Source organism: Bartonella senegalensis OS02, assembly GCF_000312545.1.
In the GTDB taxonomy this organism is placed as follows: Bacteria; Pseudomonadota; Alphaproteobacteria; order Rhizobiales; family Rhizobiaceae; genus Bartonella; species Bartonella senegalensis.
This window is the reverse complement of sequence record NZ_HE997541.1, coordinates 151,049-171,974: the sequence shown is the minus strand read 5'-3', so window position 1 is coordinate 171,974 and position 20,926 is coordinate 151,049. Positions and strand designations below refer to the sequence as shown.

Annotated in this window: 16 protein-coding genes and 1 pseudogene; all 17 read right to left on the bottom strand. The window is 41.1% G+C overall.

Annotation, left to right across the window (positions count from 1 at the left end; genetic code table 11):
• Window positions 1-6: 6 nt before the first annotated feature.
• Window positions 7-900, bottom strand: a complete 894-nt coding sequence (locus tag BN200_RS05235; RefSeq protein ID WP_034989088.1) for an outer membrane protein assembly factor BamD — start codon at window positions 898-900, stop codon at window positions 7-9.
• Window positions 901-1,071: 171 nt separating this feature from the next.
• The gene (gene lpxC, locus BN200_RS05230; RefSeq protein WP_034989086.1) at window positions 1,072-1,947 is read right to left on the bottom strand and encodes a UDP-3-O-acyl-N-acetylglucosamine deacetylase; all 876 of its coding nucleotides are present in this window, start codon (window positions 1,945-1,947) and stop codon (window positions 1,072-1,074) included.
• 228 nt (window positions 1,948-2,175) lie between these two features.
• Complete coding sequence (ftsZ, locus tag BN200_RS05225; RefSeq protein WP_019221486.1) at window positions 2,176-3,927, bottom strand: cell division protein FtsZ; 1,752 nt, start codon at window positions 3,925-3,927, stop codon at window positions 2,176-2,178.
• A 69-nt stretch (window positions 3,928-3,996) separates the two neighbouring features.
• Window positions 3,997-5,298 carry a cell division protein FtsA gene (gene ftsA / locus BN200_RS05220; RefSeq protein ID WP_019221485.1) on the bottom strand — a complete coding sequence of 434 codons (1,302 nt, stop codon included), beginning with the start codon at window positions 5,296-5,298 and terminating at the stop codon, window positions 3,997-3,999.
• The gene (locus BN200_RS05215) at window positions 5,295-6,212 is read right to left on the bottom strand and encodes a cell division protein FtsQ/DivIB (protein ID WP_019221484.1); all 918 of its coding nucleotides are present in this window, start codon (window positions 6,210-6,212) and stop codon (window positions 5,295-5,297) included. Before BN200_RS05215 ends, ftsA begins: the two co-directional genes overlap by 4 nt.
• Window positions 6,200-7,120: a D-alanine--D-alanine ligase gene (locus tag BN200_RS05210; protein WP_019221483.1), complete on the bottom strand. Its 921-nt coding sequence runs from the start codon at window positions 7,118-7,120 to the stop codon at window positions 6,200-6,202. Before BN200_RS05210 ends, BN200_RS05215 begins: the two co-directional genes overlap by 13 nt.
• Before the next feature lie 239 nt (window positions 7,121-7,359).
• Window positions 7,360-8,337: a UDP-N-acetylmuramate dehydrogenase gene (gene murB, locus BN200_RS05205; protein WP_034989083.1), complete on the bottom strand. Its 978-nt coding sequence runs from the start codon at window positions 8,335-8,337 to the stop codon at window positions 7,360-7,362.
• Window positions 8,315-9,742 carry a UDP-N-acetylmuramate--L-alanine ligase gene (murC, locus tag BN200_RS05200; RefSeq protein WP_019221481.1) on the bottom strand — a complete coding sequence of 476 codons (1,428 nt, stop codon included), beginning with the start codon at window positions 9,740-9,742 and terminating at the stop codon, window positions 8,315-8,317. Before murC ends, murB begins: the two co-directional genes overlap by 23 nt.
• Window positions 9,726-10,862, bottom strand: coding sequence for a UDP-N-acetylglucosamine--N-acetylmuramyl-(pentapeptide) pyrophosphoryl-undecaprenol N-acetylglucosamine transferase (locus BN200_RS05195; protein WP_019221480.1), 1,137 nt, complete (start codon window positions 10,860-10,862; stop codon window positions 9,726-9,728). The genes murC and BN200_RS05195 overlap by 17 nt, the downstream gene beginning before the upstream one ends.
• Window positions 10,855-12,009, bottom strand: a complete 1,155-nt coding sequence (locus BN200_RS05190) for an FtsW/RodA/SpoVE family cell cycle protein (RefSeq protein ID WP_019221479.1) — start codon at window positions 12,007-12,009, stop codon at window positions 10,855-10,857. The genes BN200_RS05195 and BN200_RS05190 overlap by 8 nt, the downstream gene beginning before the upstream one ends.
• Before the next feature lie 131 nt (window positions 12,010-12,140).
• Window positions 12,141-13,541, bottom strand: coding sequence for a UDP-N-acetylmuramoyl-L-alanine--D-glutamate ligase (gene murD / locus BN200_RS05185; protein ID WP_019221478.1), 1,401 nt, complete (start codon window positions 13,539-13,541; stop codon window positions 12,141-12,143).
• Window positions 13,542-13,545: 4 nt separating this feature from the next.
• Window positions 13,546-14,621 (bottom strand): annotated as a pseudogene (gene mraY / locus BN200_RS05180) (phospho-N-acetylmuramoyl-pentapeptide-transferase).
• Window positions 14,622-14,636: 15 nt separating this feature from the next.
• Complete coding sequence (locus BN200_RS05175; protein ID WP_019221477.1) at window positions 14,637-16,058, bottom strand: UDP-N-acetylmuramoyl-tripeptide--D-alanyl-D-alanine ligase; 1,422 nt, start codon at window positions 16,056-16,058, stop codon at window positions 14,637-14,639.
• A complete protein-coding gene (locus BN200_RS05170; protein WP_019221476.1) occupies window positions 16,055-17,506 on the bottom strand; it encodes a UDP-N-acetylmuramoyl-L-alanyl-D-glutamate--2,6-diaminopimelate ligase in 1,452 nt (483 codons plus the stop codon). Before BN200_RS05170 ends, BN200_RS05175 begins: the two co-directional genes overlap by 4 nt.
• 23 nt (window positions 17,507-17,529) lie before the next feature.
• Complete coding sequence (locus tag BN200_RS05165) at window positions 17,530-19,272, bottom strand: peptidoglycan D,D-transpeptidase FtsI family protein (protein WP_034989164.1); 1,743 nt, start codon at window positions 19,270-19,272, stop codon at window positions 17,530-17,532.
• Window positions 19,272-19,676: a cell division protein FtsL gene (gene ftsL / locus BN200_RS05160; RefSeq protein ID WP_019221474.1), complete on the bottom strand. Its 405-nt coding sequence runs from the start codon at window positions 19,674-19,676 to the stop codon at window positions 19,272-19,274. The genes BN200_RS05165 and ftsL overlap by 1 nt, the downstream gene beginning before the upstream one ends.
• Window positions 19,673-20,671 (bottom strand): 16S rRNA (cytosine(1402)-N(4))-methyltransferase RsmH, encoded by a 999-nt coding sequence (gene rsmH / locus BN200_RS05155; protein ID WP_034989162.1) that lies wholly within the window; start codon window positions 20,669-20,671, stop codon window positions 19,673-19,675. Before rsmH ends, ftsL begins: the two co-directional genes overlap by 4 nt.
• Between the last annotated feature and the right edge of the window lie 255 nt (window positions 20,672-20,926).

Below are 20,926 nucleotides of genomic sequence, written 5' to 3'. Positions count from 1 at the left end.
AAAGAATCAACGCACCCTTTTCTTATCACCACCTAAAGCACGCGAGATCCAAGAAGATTTATGCTCCTGTGGCGATATTTTATTCTTTTGCAGTAAATTATAAGAAAATTTATACCATTCACTTTTGGGATAATTCCGTCCTAAAATAGCAGCGGCTGTTTGTGCTTCCGCAGTTAAACCAAGAGCAAGATTAACTTCCGTCAAACGGAAAAGCGCCTCTTCAATTTGATTTGTGTCTGAGTACTCTTCAACCACTGTACGAAATCTTCTACTTGCAGCAAGATAGCGTCGTCCTTCTTCATAATAACGGCCAACCTGCATCTCTTTACCAGCCAACTGCTCTCGCCCAAACCGTATTTTATCTTTAGCGTCCTTCACATACTCAGAATTTGGATAGCGCTCTATGAGAAGCTGCATAGCGGCAATAGCCCGTTTCGTATCGCGCTGATCCCGTGTAACATCAGGAATTCGACGGAAAGAAGAAAGACCGATAATATAATAAGCATAAGCCGAATCATCTGACCCTGGATAAAGAGTAATATAGCGCTGAGCCATGCTAATTGCGTCATCATACTTAGCCAATCGATAATTTGTAAAAGCCCCCATTACTAAAGATTTACGCCCCCAATCGGTGTAAGCATACTGCTTTTCAATTGTAAAAAACTTTTTCGACGCCTCAGCAAGCCGCCCACTCTCAAGATTAGCAAGTGCCTGATTATAGAGAACATCAGGTGGATCGATCTTTAAAACATATGCAGACGGACTAAGGGTATTTTTCTCTTTAAATAAACAACCCGCTAACATGCAGGTGCTCCCCAAAAGCATCACCCCTAATATCTTGCGTACAATGCTAGATTTCCTATATGCCATATTTTCAATACATACATGAGATTTTATCATAATTTTTCCGGCCTCCAGAGAATGCCACCTTGTAGCAAAAATTGTTTATTAAAGATTTTTATACCATATCGCGTCAAAAACCACTAAATAATTTAATAGTTTAAGATTAATCATCCCCTTAAAAATCAAATAGACCACGAGAAATGCTTGTCAATTTTTCTTCCACAGAGTCTATAGATAACTTTTTTCGTAACATGATTCATCCGCCAAAATAGCTTTCACCAATTGTGAATTCATTTTATGTCCACTACAATAGGAACGAAATAATCCAATAAAAGGAGCCCCAAGCAAAGCAGTATCACCAATCGCATCAAGCATTTTATGCCGAACGCATTCATTCTCCCAATAAGGTCCATCTGGATTCATAATTTTGCCATCAAGGCCGATAATGAGAGAATTTTCTAAAGAAGCACCTATACCCTTTCCAGAAATCCATAATTTTTCCACGTCTTTGACAAAACCAAAAGTACGTGCACGTGACAAATCATCTCTAAAACTTTGTGGAGTAAGGTCAAAAGTTAAATGTTGTTTACCAATAGCAATCGAGGAAAAAGAGATCGTTATATCGAAACAACGCCCATCAAAGGGTAAAAATTCTGCAACACCACAGGTGTTTTCAACCCTCAGCGGCTTTTTTATAACGAAATAGGAACGCAACGCATTCTGCTGTACAATACCAACTTCTTCAAAAGCTTGACAATACTGCCATGAAGAACCATCCAAAATCGGGATCTCATGACTCGACACTTCGATAACAAGGTTATCCAAATTATAAGCAGCAATCGCAGCCATTAGATGCTCAATTGTTTCAACTCTAGCCTCACCATATCCAAGCGCTGTTGATAATTCAGTCGCTCCTGTTTGTGATGCGTGCGCTTGAAATATTTGCTCTGTTCCATCCTCTGCACAACGCTTAAAAACAATACCACATCCAATATCGGCTGGACAAATCTTCACTACAGATAAACACCCACTGTGAACACCAATACCCTTAAATATCACTGCTTTTTTAAGAGTAGATTGATATTTCTGTACCAGCTTCATCATATCACTTCATTGAACAGTTATTAAACCTTTTTAGAAATATTTATAAAGCCATAAAGATTATATTCATAGGAAATAATAAACCTGCATATTATAAACATAAACCCGCTTATGAAGCGGGTTTATTAAAAAATAGAATATTTTTCCCAAACACAGCATATTCTACTGTACAATGCTTTCGTGCATCATAAAAGAAGGAAAATATCTCCCCTCTTTCTGATTTTTTAGCAATTAATTTACTTGACGACGCAAAAATGCTGGTATTTCCAACTGATCTTCTTCGCTTATAAAGGTACGCTGATCTTGTGCAACATGAGGATGCAACTCACCAGAACGACGTGGAACATAAACAGAAGCATCCTGAGAAAGTGCCTGAGAATTTTTACTATAGACACGGGAATCCTGCTGCTGAGAAGATCTCACAGCAGGTTCGAGCTTAGCTTCAGGCTCAGTTTCCTCACGATGTGTCAAACTCTGTTTCAAACGCTGCCAAAGATTGCGCGGTCCCTGTTCATCAGATGACCTCTCACCTTGACCATAAGCCACAGGAGGAAAATCCTTTAACTCAGGCATACGCATAGGTGAACGCGCTTGCATTTGTTGTATTTGTTTTTCTTTTTGCGGCACAACCCCTGTCATCCCATCAAGTACATGCGCTGTTGCTTCCATACTCACTGGCACAACCAGTGACGGCTGTGCACTACGGCTTACTTGCGCACGTGGTGCATTTGACATCTGCCCATGCACAACACTTGATCCATAAGCAGCAGCATTTGCATTTCGTGCAGCAACAGTGTCTGTAGGCTGTACAAAAATTTGACTTTTAGGACGAAACTGTTCTCCAACAGATTTGCTCTTTTCTATTTCAAGTGCTTCAACCACTTCTACCATTGACTCAGAACGCAAAGGGGGTGACTGAACAGGAAAAGAACTCTGCGACATTGCAGGATCATTTTTACGAATTGAAGTTGCATGTCTTTGAAGTTGAGGGTGAGAAGGTTGAACCACATCACTCACCTCACGATCAATCCCCGTTGCAACCACAGAGACGCGAATAACACCCTCTAGGGATTCATCATCAATAGCACCAAAGATAACATTGGCATCCGCATCGACTTCTTCACGAATACGATTAGCAGCTTCATCCACTTCGAACAAAGTCATATCACGACCACCAGTAATGGAAATCAAAAGACCGCGAGCACCACGCATCGAAGTATCATCCAACAGCGGATTGGCAATAGCAGCTTCAGCAGCAGCCAAAGCACGCCCTTCACCAGAAGCCTCACCGGTTCCCATCATTGCACGGCCCATTTCGTGCATAACAGAACGAACATCAGCAAAATCAAGGTTAATGAGCCCTTCTTTAATCATGAGATCCGTAATGGAAGCAACACCAGAATAAAGCACTTGGTCAGCCATAGCAAAAGCATCAGCAAAGGTTGTTTTTTCATCGGCAATACGGAAAAGATTCTGATTAGGGATCACGATCAATGTATCAACAGATTTTTGTAGCTCTTCAATACCAGCCTCTGCCGTTTTCATGCGGCGTGCACCCTCAAACTGAAATGGCTTTGTCACAACACCAACGGTCAAAATACCTTTTTCACGAGCAGCACGTGCAACAACAGGTGCTGCCCCTGTTCCCGTACCACCACCCATACCAGCAGTAATAAAAACCATATGGGAATCTGCCAGATGATCAATAATTTCATCAATACATTCCTCTGCAGCCGCCTGTCCAACCTCCGGCAAAGCACCAGCACCTAGACCTTCCGTAACTGCTGCACCAAGCTGGATAACACGTTCAGCTTTTGACATAGCCAAAGCCTGTGCATCCGTATTAGCAACAACAAAATCAACTCCCTGAAGACCAGCATTAATCATATTATTCACGGCATTCCCGCCACCACCGCCAACACCAAAAACGGTAATACGTGGTTTCAATTCCGCGATATCTGGCCGATGCAGATTAATCGTCATTTTCTTTTCCTTCTCATAAGACATCGCAAGCCAAAGCGATGAAATTTAACTTTATCTCAATAGACTTACTTAAAAACTCTCACGCAACCACTGACCAACACGCTGAAAATACCCAAGCGTGCCCGTCGATAAATGATCCACTGCAGCCTGCATTGTTTTTTCCTGAAATCCCACCAATTGGGGATAAATTAACAATCCAACAGCAGATGTAAACGCCGCCCCTTTTGCAAGAGAAGGAAGCCTTGAAATCCCTAAAGGCCGCCCTATACGAACATTTCTTCCCAACATAATACGCGCCATTTCTGGCAATCCTGTTAACTGGCTTGCTCCTCCAGTCAAAATAACACGTTTACCAATGATATGACCAAAACCAGAACGATTTAAACAATCACGCACCATCTCTAATATTTCTTCAACACGTGCACGGATAATACGCCCCAGAACAGCACGTGGATACTGGATTTCACGATGCCCATTGCCAATCTCTGTCACATTAATCATATGTCGCTCATCTGCACTTGTAACAAGTGCAGAACCATCGACAACCTTTAAACGCTCTGCCTCTGTAAGTGACATAGAGAATCCACGCGCAACATCAAGAGTCACATGATGCCCCCCAACGGCAAGTGCACCAGCATGAACAAACTTTCCCTCAGAAAATACTGAAAATGTTGTCGTTCCACCACCAAAATCAATACATGCTGCTCCTAAATGCGCCTCATCATTCATCAAAACAGCAAGACCACTAGCAAAGGGAGTCGCAACCATTGCTTCAACACTCAAATGCGCACGATTAATACAAGTTTCCAAATTACGCAAAGACGCCGTTTCCGCCGTGAGCACATGTACATCTACACCAAATAAATCCCCGATCATTCCAACAGGATCAGAAATTCCTTTATCTCCGTCTAAGACATAAGAAACCGGAACTGAATGAACAACATGGCGCTCAGCATGAAAAGCTTTGCGAGAAACATCTGCAAATGCCACACGTACATCACGCTTGGTGATTTCACGACCATTCAAACGAACCATGCCATTGATAAGAGCACTCTGTAATCGGCTTGAGGAAAAGTTTACAATTACCGAATCCACCACCAAACCAGCCATTTTTTCTGCCGCATCAACAGCCAACCTTATTGACTGCTCTGCTGCAAACATATCCATCACAACACCCGATTTGATACCGCGTGAACGCTGTACTCCAAAACCTAAAATCTCCATAGAATGGGTACGACCATGTAAATAATGTGCATGTTTCAAAGGACGCAAACAAGCAATAAGACAGACAATTTTACTTGATCCGACATCAAGAACCGTCAAAAAACGTGTTTTGCGGCTTCCGCCATGATGTGATCTGAGCAACATCATAGTTTCCCTGCCTTTCGCGTATTTAAAACGCGTTCTTCTTTTTCTGCCACAAAAGCACGATGACGCTCTAACGCCTCATCGGACAAAGCAACCGTAATACGATCAGAAAGACGCAAATCAACACGTAAAACATCACGAGAAAAAAGATCTTTCACCACACCAGATTTAATAAGGGAATCAAGTCTTTCGAAAGCACCATTTTCAGGCAACATAACGCGCATCCCATTATCCAAGATAAGATCCCAACGTCGATCACCTACACGGACATAAGCACGAACATGACCGTATATTTTCGGATATACTGACAACGCTTGAAGAAAGCCCTTGGCAGCATTTTGTGCACCTTGACCAACTATAAGCGGCAAATTCTGCACTACCCCTGCTTGAAAAGGCACGATAACGCGCCCTGTACTATCAACAATATCCACCATGCCATCATGCTGCCAAATTGCATATGGCTTACGCTCCACAACTAAAATACGAACTCGGTTGGGATAAATTTTCTGAACATTAGCGGACTGAATCCAAGCCTGTTGTTCTAAAAGAGAACGCGCCCTCTCAACATCAAAAGTGAATATAGAGGAAGCAGCAGCATCAAGCCCTAAAAGCTTCAAAATGTCCTGTTTGACCACACGTTTATTACCACTCATATCAACATCGGTAATCATAAAACCAATATCCGATAATGCAGTCTTCACAATCACCTCCATACGACCACTCAATGAAAGCCCATAAAGCAACGTAAGAGAGAAAAAAAACAAAACCGCAAAAGAACCGAAATGGCGAGGCACATGGACACGGACAAAAACAAACTCAAACATGAAACGGAAAAAGCGACGATAAAGACGTGGTAAAACTGGCACTGAAAACACCACCATTGGAACATTTGTTTTATCAACATTCAACGCATACATGACGCGTCCTCCACCATCCACTGAATAATATCGCCATAACTACGACCACTCGCTTTTGCAATATCAGGGAAAAGAGATGTTGGCGTCATACCGGGTTGTGTATTAATTTCAAGCCAAACCAACTCTCCTGTTTCTTCATCAAAACGAAAATCAGAACGGCTAACACCTCGACAACCTATCGCCTGATGTGCTGCTAAAGACATTCTTTGCACATTTTGGTAAATATTTGATGAAAGTTGTGCAGGACAAATATGAAGAGAGCCACCAGATTTGTATTTTGAATCATAATCGTAAAATTGAAAGTGTTTTTCAGGAAGAATTTCACAAACATCCAACACCTCATTTCCCATAACAGCACAACTAAGCTCACGACCAGGAATATATTTTTCAACAATCACTGCATCTGGATAAACCCACTCAGAACTCACAACATTACGCGGGGGCACAGATTCATTTTCTTTTACAACAATCACACCCAAACTTGACCCTTCACAGACAGGCTTAATCACGTAAGGAGGCTCCATGGGATGCTCTCTTCCAACCGCAAAACGATTCATGACACAAGAAGGGGCAATAGAAACACCAACATTCGCAACAATAATTTTTGCACGCCCCTTATCCATGGCCAACGCCGATGCCATCACGCCAGAATGGGTATAGGGAATTTTTAAATATTCAAGAATCCCCTGAATACGACCATCTTCACCAAATGGCCCATGTAATGCATTAAAAGCGATATCAGGCTGCAACTGCTCAAGAACAGAAGCGATATGACCATCAACATCCACACGACTTACCCGATACCCTTGCGCTTCAAGAACATCAGCACAAGCAGTACCTGAAGACAAACTTACAGACCGTTCAGATGAAATTCCCCCCATCAGCACAGCTATATGCTCATCTTTCATAACAACTTATCCTCCTTCATATACTATATATAGACAACACAGAAATCACGCACACCATATACAGGAAAGAGCAAGATTTATCCTTGCGAATCAATAACCTAGCATTTTGCATAATGAATCAGACTGAGACGCATGACGCAAGTGTTTCTTTGTTAATTTATTGATTCTTAATAGATTTTTTTATTATCTCTTTGAAATGACTCATTTTTTTTATGATATTTTTTACTACACTGAACTCATCAATGAAACGGATCAAAAGAAGAGACAACACGACCTTGTTCAAATTGACCGATACGCTCTATCTCCCACTGTAAGAGATGGGAAGAATGCGCAAAAACACGAGCACGTACTGCTTCTCCCAATGCTTCAAGATCATAGCCAGTTGCTTGCCCTGTATTAATCATAAAATTACAATGCATTTCACTCATTTGAGCACCACCGATCCGCAGACCGCGGCACCCTGCTTCATCAATAACACGCCACGCAGAAATATCTTGAGGATTTCGAAAAGTTGATCCCCCTGTCTTTTCACGCACAGGCTGTACCCTTTCCCGATGAAGAGCAACTTCATCCATAGCAGCACGAATATCGTCTTTACTGCCGGGCTTTCCCTCTAATAAAGCAGCAGTAAAAATGAAATCTTCAGGAACAGTACAATGACGATAAGAATAATGCATATCTGCCAAACTTAAGGTATGATGTTGTCCTTTACGATCAAGTGCATAGACCTCAACAACACGCGCAGCTGTCTCAATACCATTAGCCCCTGCATTCATTTTGAGTGCTCCTCCAAGACCTCCTGGAATACCGTGATAAAAATGAAAACCTGCAATCTCTGCTTCTAAAGCTGCCGCTGCTAAATGTTTATCTGCCGTAGCAGCACCAACCAAAAAGCCCGTTGGAGAAACCTGCTGGACTTGCCCAAACCCTTTAGCCGAAAGACGAATAACAACACCTGGAATTCCGCCATCCCGTACCAGAAGATTAGAACCAATTCCCACAATTGTCACAGGAACAAATTCAGGCAATTTTTTCAGAAAAAAAGCTAAATCTTCCTCATCAGTAGGCTGATAAAAAAGTTCAGCCAACCCCCCAGTGCGAAACCACGTCACCTTGCGCATATCCATATTAGGCGTAAGCTTTCCTTTTATACTCCCTAACACCGGTTGTAATTGCGCCAACAGCGATTCACCATCAATCAGCTGAAAATTCATCATTGTTATCAAATACCGCTAACTGGTTAGGCAAAGCACAAGCCCATTGTGTAATATTGCCAGCACCAAGAAAAACAACATAATCACCAGACTTAGCAAATGTAGAGACAATCGAAACAACATCTTCCAAACAATCAATCAAACGCACATCACGATGACCAGCCATTTGAATATGTTCTACCAATTCTCCAGCACCAAAACCAGCAATTGGCTCCTCACCGGCTGCATAAACCGGCGCAATTAACACTGTATCTGCATCATTAAAACAAGCCGCAAAATCATCAAACAAATGATACAAACGGGAATAACGATGCGGTTGTGCAATAGCTATAACACGCCCTTTTGCACTCTCTCGCGCTGCACATAAAACAGCTTTTATTTCGACAGGGTGATGTCCATAATCATCGAATATTTCAACGCCTCGCCAACTTCCTGTTTGCGTAAAACGCCGTTTTACTCCCCCAAATTCTGCTAAGCCCTTTTTGATAGACTCATTTGAAATGCCAAGTTCATGAGCAATAGCTATAGCCGCAGTTGCATTAGAAACATTGTGCTTCCCAGACATTGGCAAAACCAAATTTTTCAATTCAGTCTCTCTACCTGTTTTCCGAGAGCGCATAAAGACATCAAAATAGGTTTTTTGACCATCCATAGAAAGATTAAAAAAACGAACATCCGCTTGCGGATTTGCGCCATAAGTAATCACCCAACGATCATCAATACGACTAGCCAACGACTGAACCTCTGGATGATCAAGGCACAAAACAGCAAAACCATAAAAAGGAACATTCTCTACAAATTGCCGAAAAGCCTCACGCACAGCAGAAAAACTTCCGTAATGGTCTAAATGCTCATGATCGATATTGGTAACAACAGCGATATCCGCAGGCAATTTTAAAAAAGTACCATCACTTTCATCCGCCTCAACCACCATCCAATCACCCTCCCCCATACGAGCATTCGTACCATAAGCATTGATAATACCACCATTAATCACCATCGGATCAAAACTCCCGGCATCAAGAAGTGCTGCAATCATTGATGTCGTTGTTGTTTTACCATGTGTACCACCCACAGCAATTGCTCGACGAAAACGCATCAGCTCTGCCAGCATTTCAGCACGTTTCACAAGTGGCAAATGCCGTTCTTTTGCAGCAATATATTCAGGATTTGTCTTTTTTATAGCAGTAGAAAAAACAACAAACTCTGCGTCTCCTAAATTTTCAGCATGATGCCCTATATGAACGTTAATTCCTTTATTCTGTAAACGTTTAACATTAGCGCTATCAATTTGATCAGATCCTTGAACTTGATAGCCAAGATTATGAAAAACCTCGGCAATTCCACTCATCCCAATACCCCCAATTCCGACAAAGTGGATAACGCCTATATTAAGCGGCATTTTCATCAAAAAACTCCTCCTTTATATCTGACAGAGATCGCCCCATAATCAGCGCTTCAGCCATATCAGCAAGATGACAGGTTGCATAAGGTTGCCCCACTTTTTTTGCAGCAAGCGCTTGTTTTTCCAATAAGTGCGGTGCACAACAGGCTTCAGTTAAGAGAAAAGCAAGTCTTTGTGCGGTCAAATCTTGTTCCGATATAATTTGAGCCCCTCCCACATGAACAAGCAGTGCTGCATTCGCTGCCTGATCGTGATCTAAAGCATGCGGATAGGGAACAAGCAAAGCAGGTCGACCAATCACGGCGATTTCACAAACGGATGAAGCACCAGCACGTGACAAAATAAAATGAGACCATGCCATACGTTCAGCCATATCATCAAAAAAAGCAGCAACTTCTGCTTGCACCCCCATCTGGCGATAGATTTTTATTAACTCTCCCGCATCACCACGAACTTGTTGAACAATTCGCAAACGTTGACGTATTTTCTCATCAAGCAAAGCAATTGCCTCAGGGACAACTCGTGAAAAAAAAGAGGCTCCCTGACTACCACCAAAAATCAAGAAATGAAACGGCTTTGCACCCTCTGAAGGATAATAAGGGATTTCTGCTGCATTGAGAACAACCTCACGCACAGGATTGCCAGTCAAAACTGTTTTATGAGCATGACGATTATTTTGCGACAACAAACCACCTGCTATCGCACACACAAAAGATGCCAACGCCCGATTGGCACGCCCCATAACAGCATTTTGCTCATGAATAAATGTTACACGCCTCATGAAGACAGCAACAACAAGAGGAGGAAAGGTAGGATATCCCCCAAACCCACCAACAAGAACAGGACGCAATTTATAAAAAAGTGCTAAAGATTGTCCCATTCCTTTTAACAACATCCAAAATGTTTTTATAAGGGCAAGAGGATGGCGTCGTGTAAATGTTGCCGATGAAATGATATGGACATGCTCTTCATCAAAGCAGCGTACAAAACGTTGTGCTCTTTCATCCGTTACCAAATGAACATCATATCCACGCTGTCTTAATTCAACAGCAACAGCTTCTGCAGGAAAAAGATGCCCACCTGTCCCACCAGCCGCCAAAACAACAACTTTTCTATCAGTCATAAGGAGTATCCAAAACACAAGGAGAGGAAAAAGCTGAAAGGCGTGCTTCCGGCCAGCGGCGTGTTAAACTAAGCAAAATGCCCATTGAAAGTGCAATCGCCACCATAGAGGAACCGCCATAAGAAATAAACGGCAATGTCATACCTTTTGGAGGGATTAAATGAAGATTAACGGCCATATTAATCGCTGATTGAAAGCCAATCACCATCGTCATGCCAGTAATACCGAGACGTATAAAGGAATCACGTGTATTCAATGCTATATAAAATGAGCGCATAACAATAAAGCCAAAAAGCATCATAATGAAAAGACAGAGGATAATACCATATTCTTCAGCAGCAACAGAAAATACAAAATCTGTATGGCTATCAGGAATGATACGTTTCACCGTTCCCTCTCCCGGCCCTTGTCCAAACCAACCACCATTTAAAATAGCCTCACGTCCTACATCCACTTGAAAGGTATCACCTTCACCTGTCAAAAAACCATTGATACGTTCTCGGACATGGTGAAGGAAAAGATATGCTAAAACAATTCCTACAAGTCCTAAAATGAGAAATAAGAAAATAATGCTCAGAGACACACCAGCAACAAAAAACAAACCGCCCCATGTTGCACTGATTAAAAACGTTTGACCAATATCAGGCTGTAGAACAAGAAGCACACAACAAAAAGCATAAAGTACAGTAGCAAGCGTATAACCGGGAATCCCCCTACGCCTTATTTGTTCTGAAAAAAGCCAAGCGGAAATAACAACAAAAGCTGGTTTCATAAACTCTGAAGCTTGTACAGAAAAACCAAACAGAGGAATCCACCGCCGTGCTCCCTTTACCTCAGGACCAAAGAATAAGGTCGCGATCATAAGAACAACCGTTGCAATTAACACAAGAGCGCATAAACGGCGAATATTACGCAGCGAAAAAAAAGAAACCGTAACCATCGTAAAAAATGCTGGAATACTAAAAATAATATGCCAGCGAACAAAATAAAAACTATCTGCAATTCCGATTTTTTTTGCAATAGTGGGGCTTGCCGCAAAAGATAGCATAATGCCAATCCCCATCAAAATCAAACATGCCGCAAAGATAGAGCGATCAATTGTCCACCACCAATTCGCAATCGGATCTCTATCCGCACGCGTAACCATTATATTCACCTTATCCTTTTCATAATTCCACTCAAAGTGACATGGTTCCCAACTTTTTTAGTAAACACTTCAAAAACTGAATTACATGAGAAAAGATTCCGGAATATTAACGCAAAAACATTTTTTATAATTTATGTTTCTTTTAACTGCATAACAAAAGAAATAAACGCTTCCCCGCGCACTTCATAATTTTTAAATTGATCATAACTTGCACAAGCAGGTGAAAAGAGGACCACAGCTTCTTTCACCTTACAACGCATTGCATCAGCAGCAGCTTCATGCACCGCATTTTCCAAAGTTAAACTCATCGAAAAAGGAAAAGAAGATCCAATAACACCAGAAAATTCTTCTGCCGCAGTCCCAATCAAATAAGCCTTACGAATTTTATGAAAAAATCCTCTAAGAGAATTAATTCCTGCTTCTTTCGCTTGCCCTCCAACAATCCAAAAAATATCATGAAAAGCAGCAAGCGCGGGAGCAGAGGCCTCTGCATTGGTAGCCTTGCTATCATTGATAAACAAAACTGATCCTATTTTACGCACCTGCTGCATACGGTGAGCCAACCCTTGATAACTTGCTAAATGCTTGTTCATATGAGGATCAATTATTTTTAAAGCCTGCAATGTTGCTAATGCCATCAGAGCATTTTGCGCATTATGACTGCCGCGCAATGCAGCCATAGACGAGAGATCTGCGAGCATATGACGCTGCCCTTGGCAAACAGAAAAGAGCTCAGTTCCATCGGCGTAAAAACCATTTTCAACAAAATGTTCCTTGGAAACTGCCACAACGTGATGACCTTCATCAAGCAATTGTTGATACAAAACCTTACAAGCTGCATCATCAACCGAAATAAAAGCATGTGAAGCCCCAGCCACTAAATTCTTTTTAGCCCTCACATAATGCGCAAAGCTCCCATGGCGATCAATATGATCAGGTGTTAAATTTAACAAAAGTCCAATGGTAGGCTGAAGAGAGGGAGTAAGATCAATTTGAAATGATGAACATTCAATCACATAAATACGTTTTTTCACAAATGGCTTAAGCATCAATATTGCCGTTCCAATATTTCCGCCCATCTGCACATCATAACCCATTTGTTCCAACAAGTGAGTAAGCAAAGCTGTCGTTGTTGATTTTCCATTTGTGCCGGTAATAGCAATAAACGGAACATCTTCATCACAAAAACCATACTGCTGTAAAAAATGGTTACGCGCACGCACAAATAATTCAATATCACCGATAATTTCTATATTTGCTTGATGTGCCTTATCAACAACCCAATGCGGCTGAGGATAAGTTAAAGGAACGCCTGGTGCGAGAATCAATGCAACAAATTCTGACCAATCTTCATGACGAAGATTTCTTGTTGGAATATTTTCTCGATGAGCCGCTTCTACACCTGAAGGATTATCATCCCAAGCGACCACCTCTGCACCACCACACATCAAAGCTTGCGCAGCAGCTAATCCGGATTTTCCTAATCCAAATAGAGCAACTTTTTTCCCCTTATAACACGCAATAGAAATCAAAATTTCACCGCAATTTAAGTGTTGAAAGACCAATGAGAGCAAGAACTATTGAAATAATCCAAAAGCGTATCACCACTTGACTTTCAGTCCAGCCTTTTTTCTCAAAATGATGGTGTATCGGTGCCATAAGGAACACACGCTTTTTTGTTAATTTAAAATAACCGACTTGGATAACAACCGAAAATCCTTCCAGCACAAAAAGTCCTCCAATAAGAGCCAAAACAATTTCATGCTTAGTTGCGACAGCAACACTACCCAACAGTCCTCCAAGCGCCAATGAACCAGTATCCCCCATAAAAATGGCAGCCGGCGGCGCATTAAACCATAAAAAGCCAAGCCCCGCACCAACAACAGCTCCCAATAAAACAGCCAATTCACCCGTCCCCGATACATAATGGATTTGAAGATAATCAGCAAAATTGATATTACCAGAAAGGTAAGCAATCAAAGCAAAAGACAAAGCAGCAACCATCACAGGAACAATAGCTAGTCCATCAAGACCATCAGTCAAATTAACCGCATTTCCAGTGGCTACAATAACAAAAGCAGAAAAAGGAATGAAAAACCAACTCAAATTGATAAAGTAATCTTTCACAAAGGGTAAAGCTAATCCAGGCGAACCCACTTGTAAAAAACCAAAGCAGCAATTGCCGCAACCAAAAACTCCAAACTTAACCGAGCTTTACCGGAAAATCCTTTCTCCGTTTGTTTGGTAACCTTAAGATAATCATCGTAAAAACCAATCATCCCAAAAGAAAGCATAACAAATAAGGACACCCAAAAATAAATATTCGATAAATTACACCACAAGAGCGCTGATACTACAATGCCGGTTAAAATCATCAAACCACCCATAGTAGGCGTTCCAGCCTTTTTAAAATGTGTTTGAGGACCATCAGCACGAATTGGCTGCCCTTTTCCCTGTCGCAATTTAAGAGAAGTAATAATGCTAGGACCAAACAAAAAGACAATGAGCCCCGATGTCAGCACAGCTGCGATAGTGCGAAAAGTAATGTAACGAAACACACCCACGCCTGGGAGCCAATCACTAAGCGAAGAAAAAACAGCATCATGATACAAAAAAACCTATTAAAACTACACAGAAGCCACTTTATAGTGATCAAGCAGTGCCCTCACAATATCTGAGGAAGAAAGACTATGGGATGATTTAATCATAAGGAGGTCTCCATTAGAAATTTCTTCCAAAAGAAGTGGTAAAATTTTTTCACTATTTTCAGCATAATGAACCTTAACATATGCAGACAGATCAGTGGCTAAAAACTTCATTGCCTCACCAAATAAAAAAACGGGATGAGCACCAGAAAGATACACTGGCTCTACTAAATCACGATGGAATTTTTCACTATAAGCCCCCAACTCCAACATATCACCCAAAACAGCAATTCGCCTTCCCTCCACACCGACTGGTCCTGTAGCAAGCAGATCAAGAGCCGCACGCATAGATTCAGGATTAGCATTATAGCTTTCATCAATTAAACAAAATTCACCCCCACTTGGCAAAGACAGTCGGTAACGAACACCGCGCCCCTTTTGAAGAGAAAAACAGCTCAAAGAAAGTAAAATAGGCTCTAAATCAACACCAAGGGCTCCACAAACAGCAATTGCAGCTAAACTGTTTTGTACACTATGCCGTCCAGGAGCACCAATTTTCATTGCCCTATCTTGCCCCAAAATACAGACAACCATTGAAGAATAATCTGTGAGAAGACGTATCTCTTTCGCTTGATAATCAGAATTCTTAGTCTCACCAAAGCTTAAGATTTTTTTCACGCCACATTGCTTTGCTTTTCGCACTAAATAAGCAAAAAAATCATTATCCGCATTTAAAACGGCAATACCTTCCTCATCTAATCCTTCAAAAATTTCAGCTTTTGCATCTGCTATTTCTTCAAGATTTTTGAAGAAACCCATATGTGCCGCAGAAATATGTGTAATGACAACAACATGTGGATGGACCAACTTAACCAAAGGGCGAATTTCATCTTTATGATTCATACCAATTTCAAAGATACCATAATCACTCTCTACAGGCATTCGCGCCAAGGTAAGCGGCACACCCCAGTGATTATTCAAAGAAGCAGAATTAGCGTGAACCTTCCCAATAGTTGCCAACACTTGTTTAAGAACTTCTTTGGTCGTTGTTTTTCCCACCGATCCTGTTACCGCTATAATTTTAGCTTTTGAGCGCGTGCGCGCAGCTTTTCCAAGTTTTTCCAGGGCTTGTAAAACATCAGGAACAACAATAAGTGGAGCGGATATTTTTTCCATATCAGTCAAACGGTTTTCCGCAACAATAAGAACGCCTGCACCTTGTTCATAAGCTTGCGCCGCAAAATCATGACCATCAAGATGATGTCCTTTAATACAGAAAAAAATATCACCGTCTATAAGAGTACGACTATCAATAGATATACCGGAAAAAGTTTCCGGTATATCGCCAATTGCATAACCCTCAATTGCTGCAATAAGTGCTTGTTTATCCCATAAAGCTTTCATTGAATCCGTTCCTGCAAAGCTTCAATCGCTTTCAAACGATCTGAAAAAGGATATGTTTTTTGCCCTATAATTTGACCATTCTCATGACCTTTTCCAGCAATGATTAATGTATCCCCTGCGTTTAAAAGCCCAACTGCATAACTAATAGCCTCACCACGATCTGCTATTTCGATGGCTTTTGGCACTGCTTGCAAAATATCCTTGCGTATTTTTGCTGGCATTTCCGTGCGAGGATTATCATCCGTTACAATCACAATATCAGCTTTATTTTCTGCAATTTTTCCCATTAAAGGTCTTTTTCCTTGATCGCGATCTCCTCCACAACCAAAAACAAGGATTAAACGCCCTTGCGTAAAGGGACGAACAGAAAGCAACACCTGCTCCAAAGCTTCTGGTTTATGGGCATAGTCTATATAAACAGGAGCATTATTTTCTGTCTTTCCAATCAACTCTAAACGACCAGGTGCTCCCTGCAAAGTTTCAAGAGAACGAAACACCTTATCAGGCGATACACCTGTTGCAATTGCAAGTCCCGCCGCCATAAGTGCATTGTTCACTTGAAAATCTCCAGCTAAAGGCAAATCAAATGTATAGATATTGTTTTCCAAACGACATTCAACACACTGTTTCAAACGTTGATGCTCAATCCGATTAAGAGTGATAAATTGCCCTTTACGGCCAATTGTTAAAACATGACGCCCCGTTTGTGTAATAATATCAATAACCTTTTGCGAATAAACATCATCTGCAAAAACCAAAGCAGAAGCATCTTGGGGTAAAAGCGTATCAAATAATCTCATTTTAGCACGCAGATAATCCTCTACGCTCTTGTGATAATCCAAATGATCACGCCCCAAATTGGTAAAGGCAGCAGCAGTAAGACGGACTCCATCAAGTCGACATTGATCAAGCCCATGCGAAGATGCTTCGAGAGCGGCATGCGTAACACCCTCATTAGCAATTTCACAAAGAAGGCGCTGCAAAATGACCGGATCAGGTGTTGTAAGAGAACCATAATCATTCCGTTTAGGAGAAATAACACCGACCGTTCCTATACTCGCAGCAGATAATCCAACATGAGTCCAAATTTGCCGAACAAAAGAGACAACGGATGTTTTTCCACTTGTCCCTGTCACAGCAACGACAGTTTCAGGTTGAGAACCATAAAAACGGGCAGCTGCAACCGCTAAACTATGACGAGCATCCAAAACACGCAAAAGGGGAACAGAAAAATTGTCCAGAACAATATTACAATCTGTAACGATTGCTTTTGCACCACGTTTTATCGCATCATTGATATAATGTCTCCCATCATCTTGATAACCTTGAAGAGCTACAAAAACATAGCCTGGCAAAATTTGCCGAGAATCTGCACTAATTCCTGTTATTTCTATTGAAGAAAGCTTCTCATCTTCAAAACATTCTGTAAAAACTGTTCCAAACAACATGACAACGCACCTTTATATAAGTTTCACCGTTTTTTAACGAAAGTTGAACTGTCCTTTGTGCTTAAAAGAGACTCATATTCTTTCTGAAAATCTGGTTTTATTCCAAGAAAACTTGCGGAACGGCGAATAATATTAGCAAGCATAGGCCCTGCATTCATTGCTGCTGTTGCTGAATGCTGCCCCTCTTCAGGCTGAGGTTCGTCGATAATTGTTAAAACAACATAAGCAGGATCATCAATGGGAAAAGCAGCGAGAAAACTATTGAAATTTTTTGTTTTAGAATATTTTCCATTTTCAACTTTTTCAGCTGTTCCTGTCTTACCACCAACACGATACCCTTCTACTTTTGCATTACGCCCAGAACCAATATCGCTATTTAACTTATAAAGATAACGCATATTTTGGCTCGTTTTAGCCTGTAGAACATGTTTTGCATGTTGCGAAGCTTGGTCTTTTGTGCGTTTTAAGAATGTAGGAGCAATTAACCAACCATCATTCATTAAAGCAGCACCAGCGACCGCTGTTTGCAAGGGCGTTGTTGCCATACCATGTCCAAAAGAAATCGTCATAGAATGGATATCCTTCCAATGATTTGGCACGAGAGGATACGCAACTTCAGGCAATTCTGTTGTCATTCGATCAAGTAAACCAAGGCGTTTCAAAAAAGTACGATGTCCCTCAATCCCTACCGCCATTGCCTCCTTAGCAGAACCAATGTTAGAGGAATAAATAAAAACCTCCCATAACGTTAGAGGACGATTTTTCCCATGAAAATCATGAATAGTAAAACCTCTACTTGCTTGAAGAGGTTTTGAAGCATCAATGACACTATTTAAATGGAATATATCTGAATCAAGTGCCATCGCAGTTGTAAAACTTTTAATGATAGATCCCATTTCAAAAGTTCCAGCAGTCATCCGATTGAAGCGATCATTTTTCAAAGCATCAACAGGATTTCCAGGATCAAAATCTGGGAGTGATGCCATAGCCAAAACTTCGCCTGTGTAGATATTTAAAATAACAGCTCCTGCAGCAATTGCCTTATAACGCTTCATTGCCTTCATAAGTTCATCATGAACAATTGTCTGAAGTCGCACATCAATCGAAAGCCGCACTGGTTTTAAGGATTCTTCGGTTGCAAGACCAGCAGCACGCAAATCACTCAAACCAGCATCATCGATATATTTTTCCATACCCGCTATGCCCTGATTATCGACATTAACCATGCCAAGAATATGGGAAAGCACAGCACCACTGGGATAAAAACGACGAACTTCGGTACGAAAACCAATTCCTGGAATACCAAGAGCCATAATTTGCGTTTTCTGCATTGGCGTTAATCCACGCTGAATCCAAGAAAAGCTAGACTTTTTTTTAAGACGTTTATAAGTTTCCTGCCAATTGAGATCTGGCAACACTGTTGAGAGCAATTCTATTGTTTCATCGACATCAATAATACGTCGTGGTTCAGCAAAAAGTGAATAGGTTTTAATATCTGTTGCCAATAAACGACCATTACGATCAAGAATATCAGGCCTGGCAGTTAATTGAAGAACACTTGGCCCTTTTGCTTCTTCAATCTGTCCCCCCTCAAGCCCATAAGAAATAAGACAAGCCCCCATAACACCATATAAAATAAGGAAACAGAGCAAAGAAAAAAGTAAGCGTGGACGAGCAGAATACGAGGGACGAACAGGAAAATTATCAATATTGAACTGTTTTTTTAAGCGCTTTTTCTTCTGCGAGAATGGAAAGTATGATTTCATCATCGCATACCTTTTCGAACAACAGCATTCTCCTGAGAAATATGATTATTTGCTAAAATATCCTTTCCTTCCTCTAAAAGATTTTGTTTAATCACATCTTCAATTGGATCGTATACACGGACTGGAAGACTGTCAAACTCTACAACTTGCCGTGGCTGGATACTCTCTAAACCAAGCTCCTTTTGATAACGTTTTGCAAGTTTTTGCATGCGTGAAGGCTCTATCATCACAGCCCACTCAGCATGAAGCAAACTCACTGTATTTTTTTCTGCAGCAATTTTTTGTTCAAGACGACGAATTTCACTCATTCGTTTTTGGACATCATATTTAACCTTATAAGTAAGACCTGCCATACAAATCATAATCATCACTAAAATCATATCGAATGTACGGAAAACTGTCATTTTTTGCCACCTTCAAAACTGGCAATCTTTGCTAAGCCAAACAATTTCATATCTTCAGCAAGACACTCCGCTTCAGTACGTACCCCAATACGCAACCTCGCAGAACGTGAACGAGGATTTCGCTCCAACTCCTCTTTATTTGCAGTTATACCCCCTTTAAACAAAGGAAAAAATGTTGCTGGAGCCATCTCTATTTCAGGAAGATAGCGTGATCTCACGCACTCTCCTGAACGAGCAGAAAAAAATCTCTTTACCATACGATCTTCAAGAGAATGAAAACTCACGATGCCCAAACGACCCCCTGGCTTCAAAACACGTTCAGCAGCAAATAAGCCACGCGCAAGTTCACCAATTTCATCGTTTACATAAATGCGAAGAGCCTGAAATACCCGCGTTGCAGGATGAATACGCTCTCCGTTTTTACGCCCCACCAATGCCTCAATGGCATGAGCAAGATCACCTGTACGCAAAAATGGCTGAAGAGAGCGGCGTTTTTCAATCATTCGTGCAATTCGCCCTGCATAGCGTTCCTCTCCTAATATTTTAAAGATTCGCGCTAACTCATCACCTTTTAAACGATTCACAACATCAGCAGCAGTAAAACCAGTCTGAGCCATTCGCATATCTAATGGGCCATCTTTTTGAAAAGAAAACCCTCTTTCAGCTTCATCAAGCTGCATTGAAGAGACACCAATATCTAAAATAACAGCATCCACCTTCTCTTCAACCACGCGATCCAACTGTGAAAACTCCCCTTGCACCAAACGAAATCGTGGAAAAAATTCATCAACAAGCGACTGCCCCTCACGAATAGCATAAGGATCACGATCAAGAGCAATAACCTGTGCACCCGCATATAACAAAGCACGTGTATACCCCCCAGCACCAAAGGTACCATCAATTACTTTTGCCCCAACCAATGGCATAAGCCCAGTTAAAACTGGCTGTAACAACACTGGAATATGGCGTTCAGCTCTGTGATCTTGTTTTGTCAAAATAATCCGTCTTGATTTATACTTTTTCACATCAAGAACCATCACTGGCAACTGATGTCAAAATCTCTAAAAGCTTAACTCTTCTCTCTCTCATAATAAAAGAAATGAAGTTAAAGCTAACCGGATACACATGCTAACGCATTATATTTAAAAAAATGTTATAATTTAAAAAGCACGCTTTGTTTGAGTGTAAACTTTAAAAAACACACACTCTATAAAAAATCTCGTGCAACATCAATTTTATACAATTCAATG

What these genes read in the sequence shown, in the direction of transcription:
- BN200_RS05235 (WP_034989088.1), bottom strand. Translation starts at nt 900, where the DNA reads ATGATAAAATCTCATGTATGTATTGAAAATATGGCATATAGGAAATCT.
- lpxC (WP_034989086.1), bottom strand. Translation starts at nt 1,947, where the DNA reads ATGATGAAGCTGGTACAGAAATATCAATCTACTCTTAAAAAAGCAGTG.
- ftsZ (WP_019221486.1), bottom strand. Translation starts at nt 3,927, where the DNA reads ATGACGATTAATCTGCATCGGCCAGATATCGCGGAATTGAAACCACGT.
- ftsA (WP_019221485.1), bottom strand. Translation starts at nt 5,298, where the DNA reads ATGATGTTGCTCAGATCACATCATGGCGGAAGCCGCAAAACACGTTTT.
- BN200_RS05215 (WP_019221484.1), bottom strand. Translation starts at nt 6,212, where the DNA reads ATGTATGCGTTGAATGTTGATAAAACAAATGTTCCAATGGTGGTGTTT.
- BN200_RS05210 (WP_019221483.1), bottom strand. Translation starts at nt 7,120, where the DNA reads ATGAAAGATGAGCATATAGCTGTGCTGATGGGGGGAATTTCATCTGAA.
- murB (WP_034989083.1), bottom strand. Translation starts at nt 8,337, where the DNA reads ATGATGAATTTTCAGCTGATTGATGGTGAATCGCTGTTGGCGCAATTA.
- murC (WP_019221481.1), bottom strand. Translation starts at nt 9,742, where the DNA reads ATGAAAATGCCGCTTAATATAGGCGTTATCCACTTTGTCGGAATTGGG.
- BN200_RS05195 (WP_019221480.1), bottom strand. Translation starts at nt 10,862, where the DNA reads ATGACTGATAGAAAAGTTGTTGTTTTGGCGGCTGGTGGGACAGGTGGG.
- BN200_RS05190 (WP_019221479.1), bottom strand. Translation starts at nt 12,009, where the DNA reads ATGGTTACGCGTGCGGATAGAGATCCGATTGCGAATTGGTGGTGGACA.
- BN200_RS05175 (WP_019221477.1), bottom strand. Translation starts at nt 16,058, where the DNA reads ATGAAAGCTTTATGGGATAAACAAGCACTTATTGCAGCAATTGAGGGT.
- BN200_RS05170 (WP_019221476.1), bottom strand. Translation starts at nt 17,506, where the DNA reads ATGTTGTTTGGAACAGTTTTTACAGAATGTTTTGAAGATGAGAAGCTT.
- BN200_RS05165 (WP_034989164.1), bottom strand. Translation starts at nt 19,272, where the DNA reads ATGAAATCATACTTTCCATTCTCGCAGAAGAAAAAGCGCTTAAAAAAA.
- ftsL (WP_019221474.1), bottom strand. Translation starts at nt 19,676, where the DNA reads ATGACAGTTTTCCGTACATTCGATATGATTTTAGTGATGATTATGATT.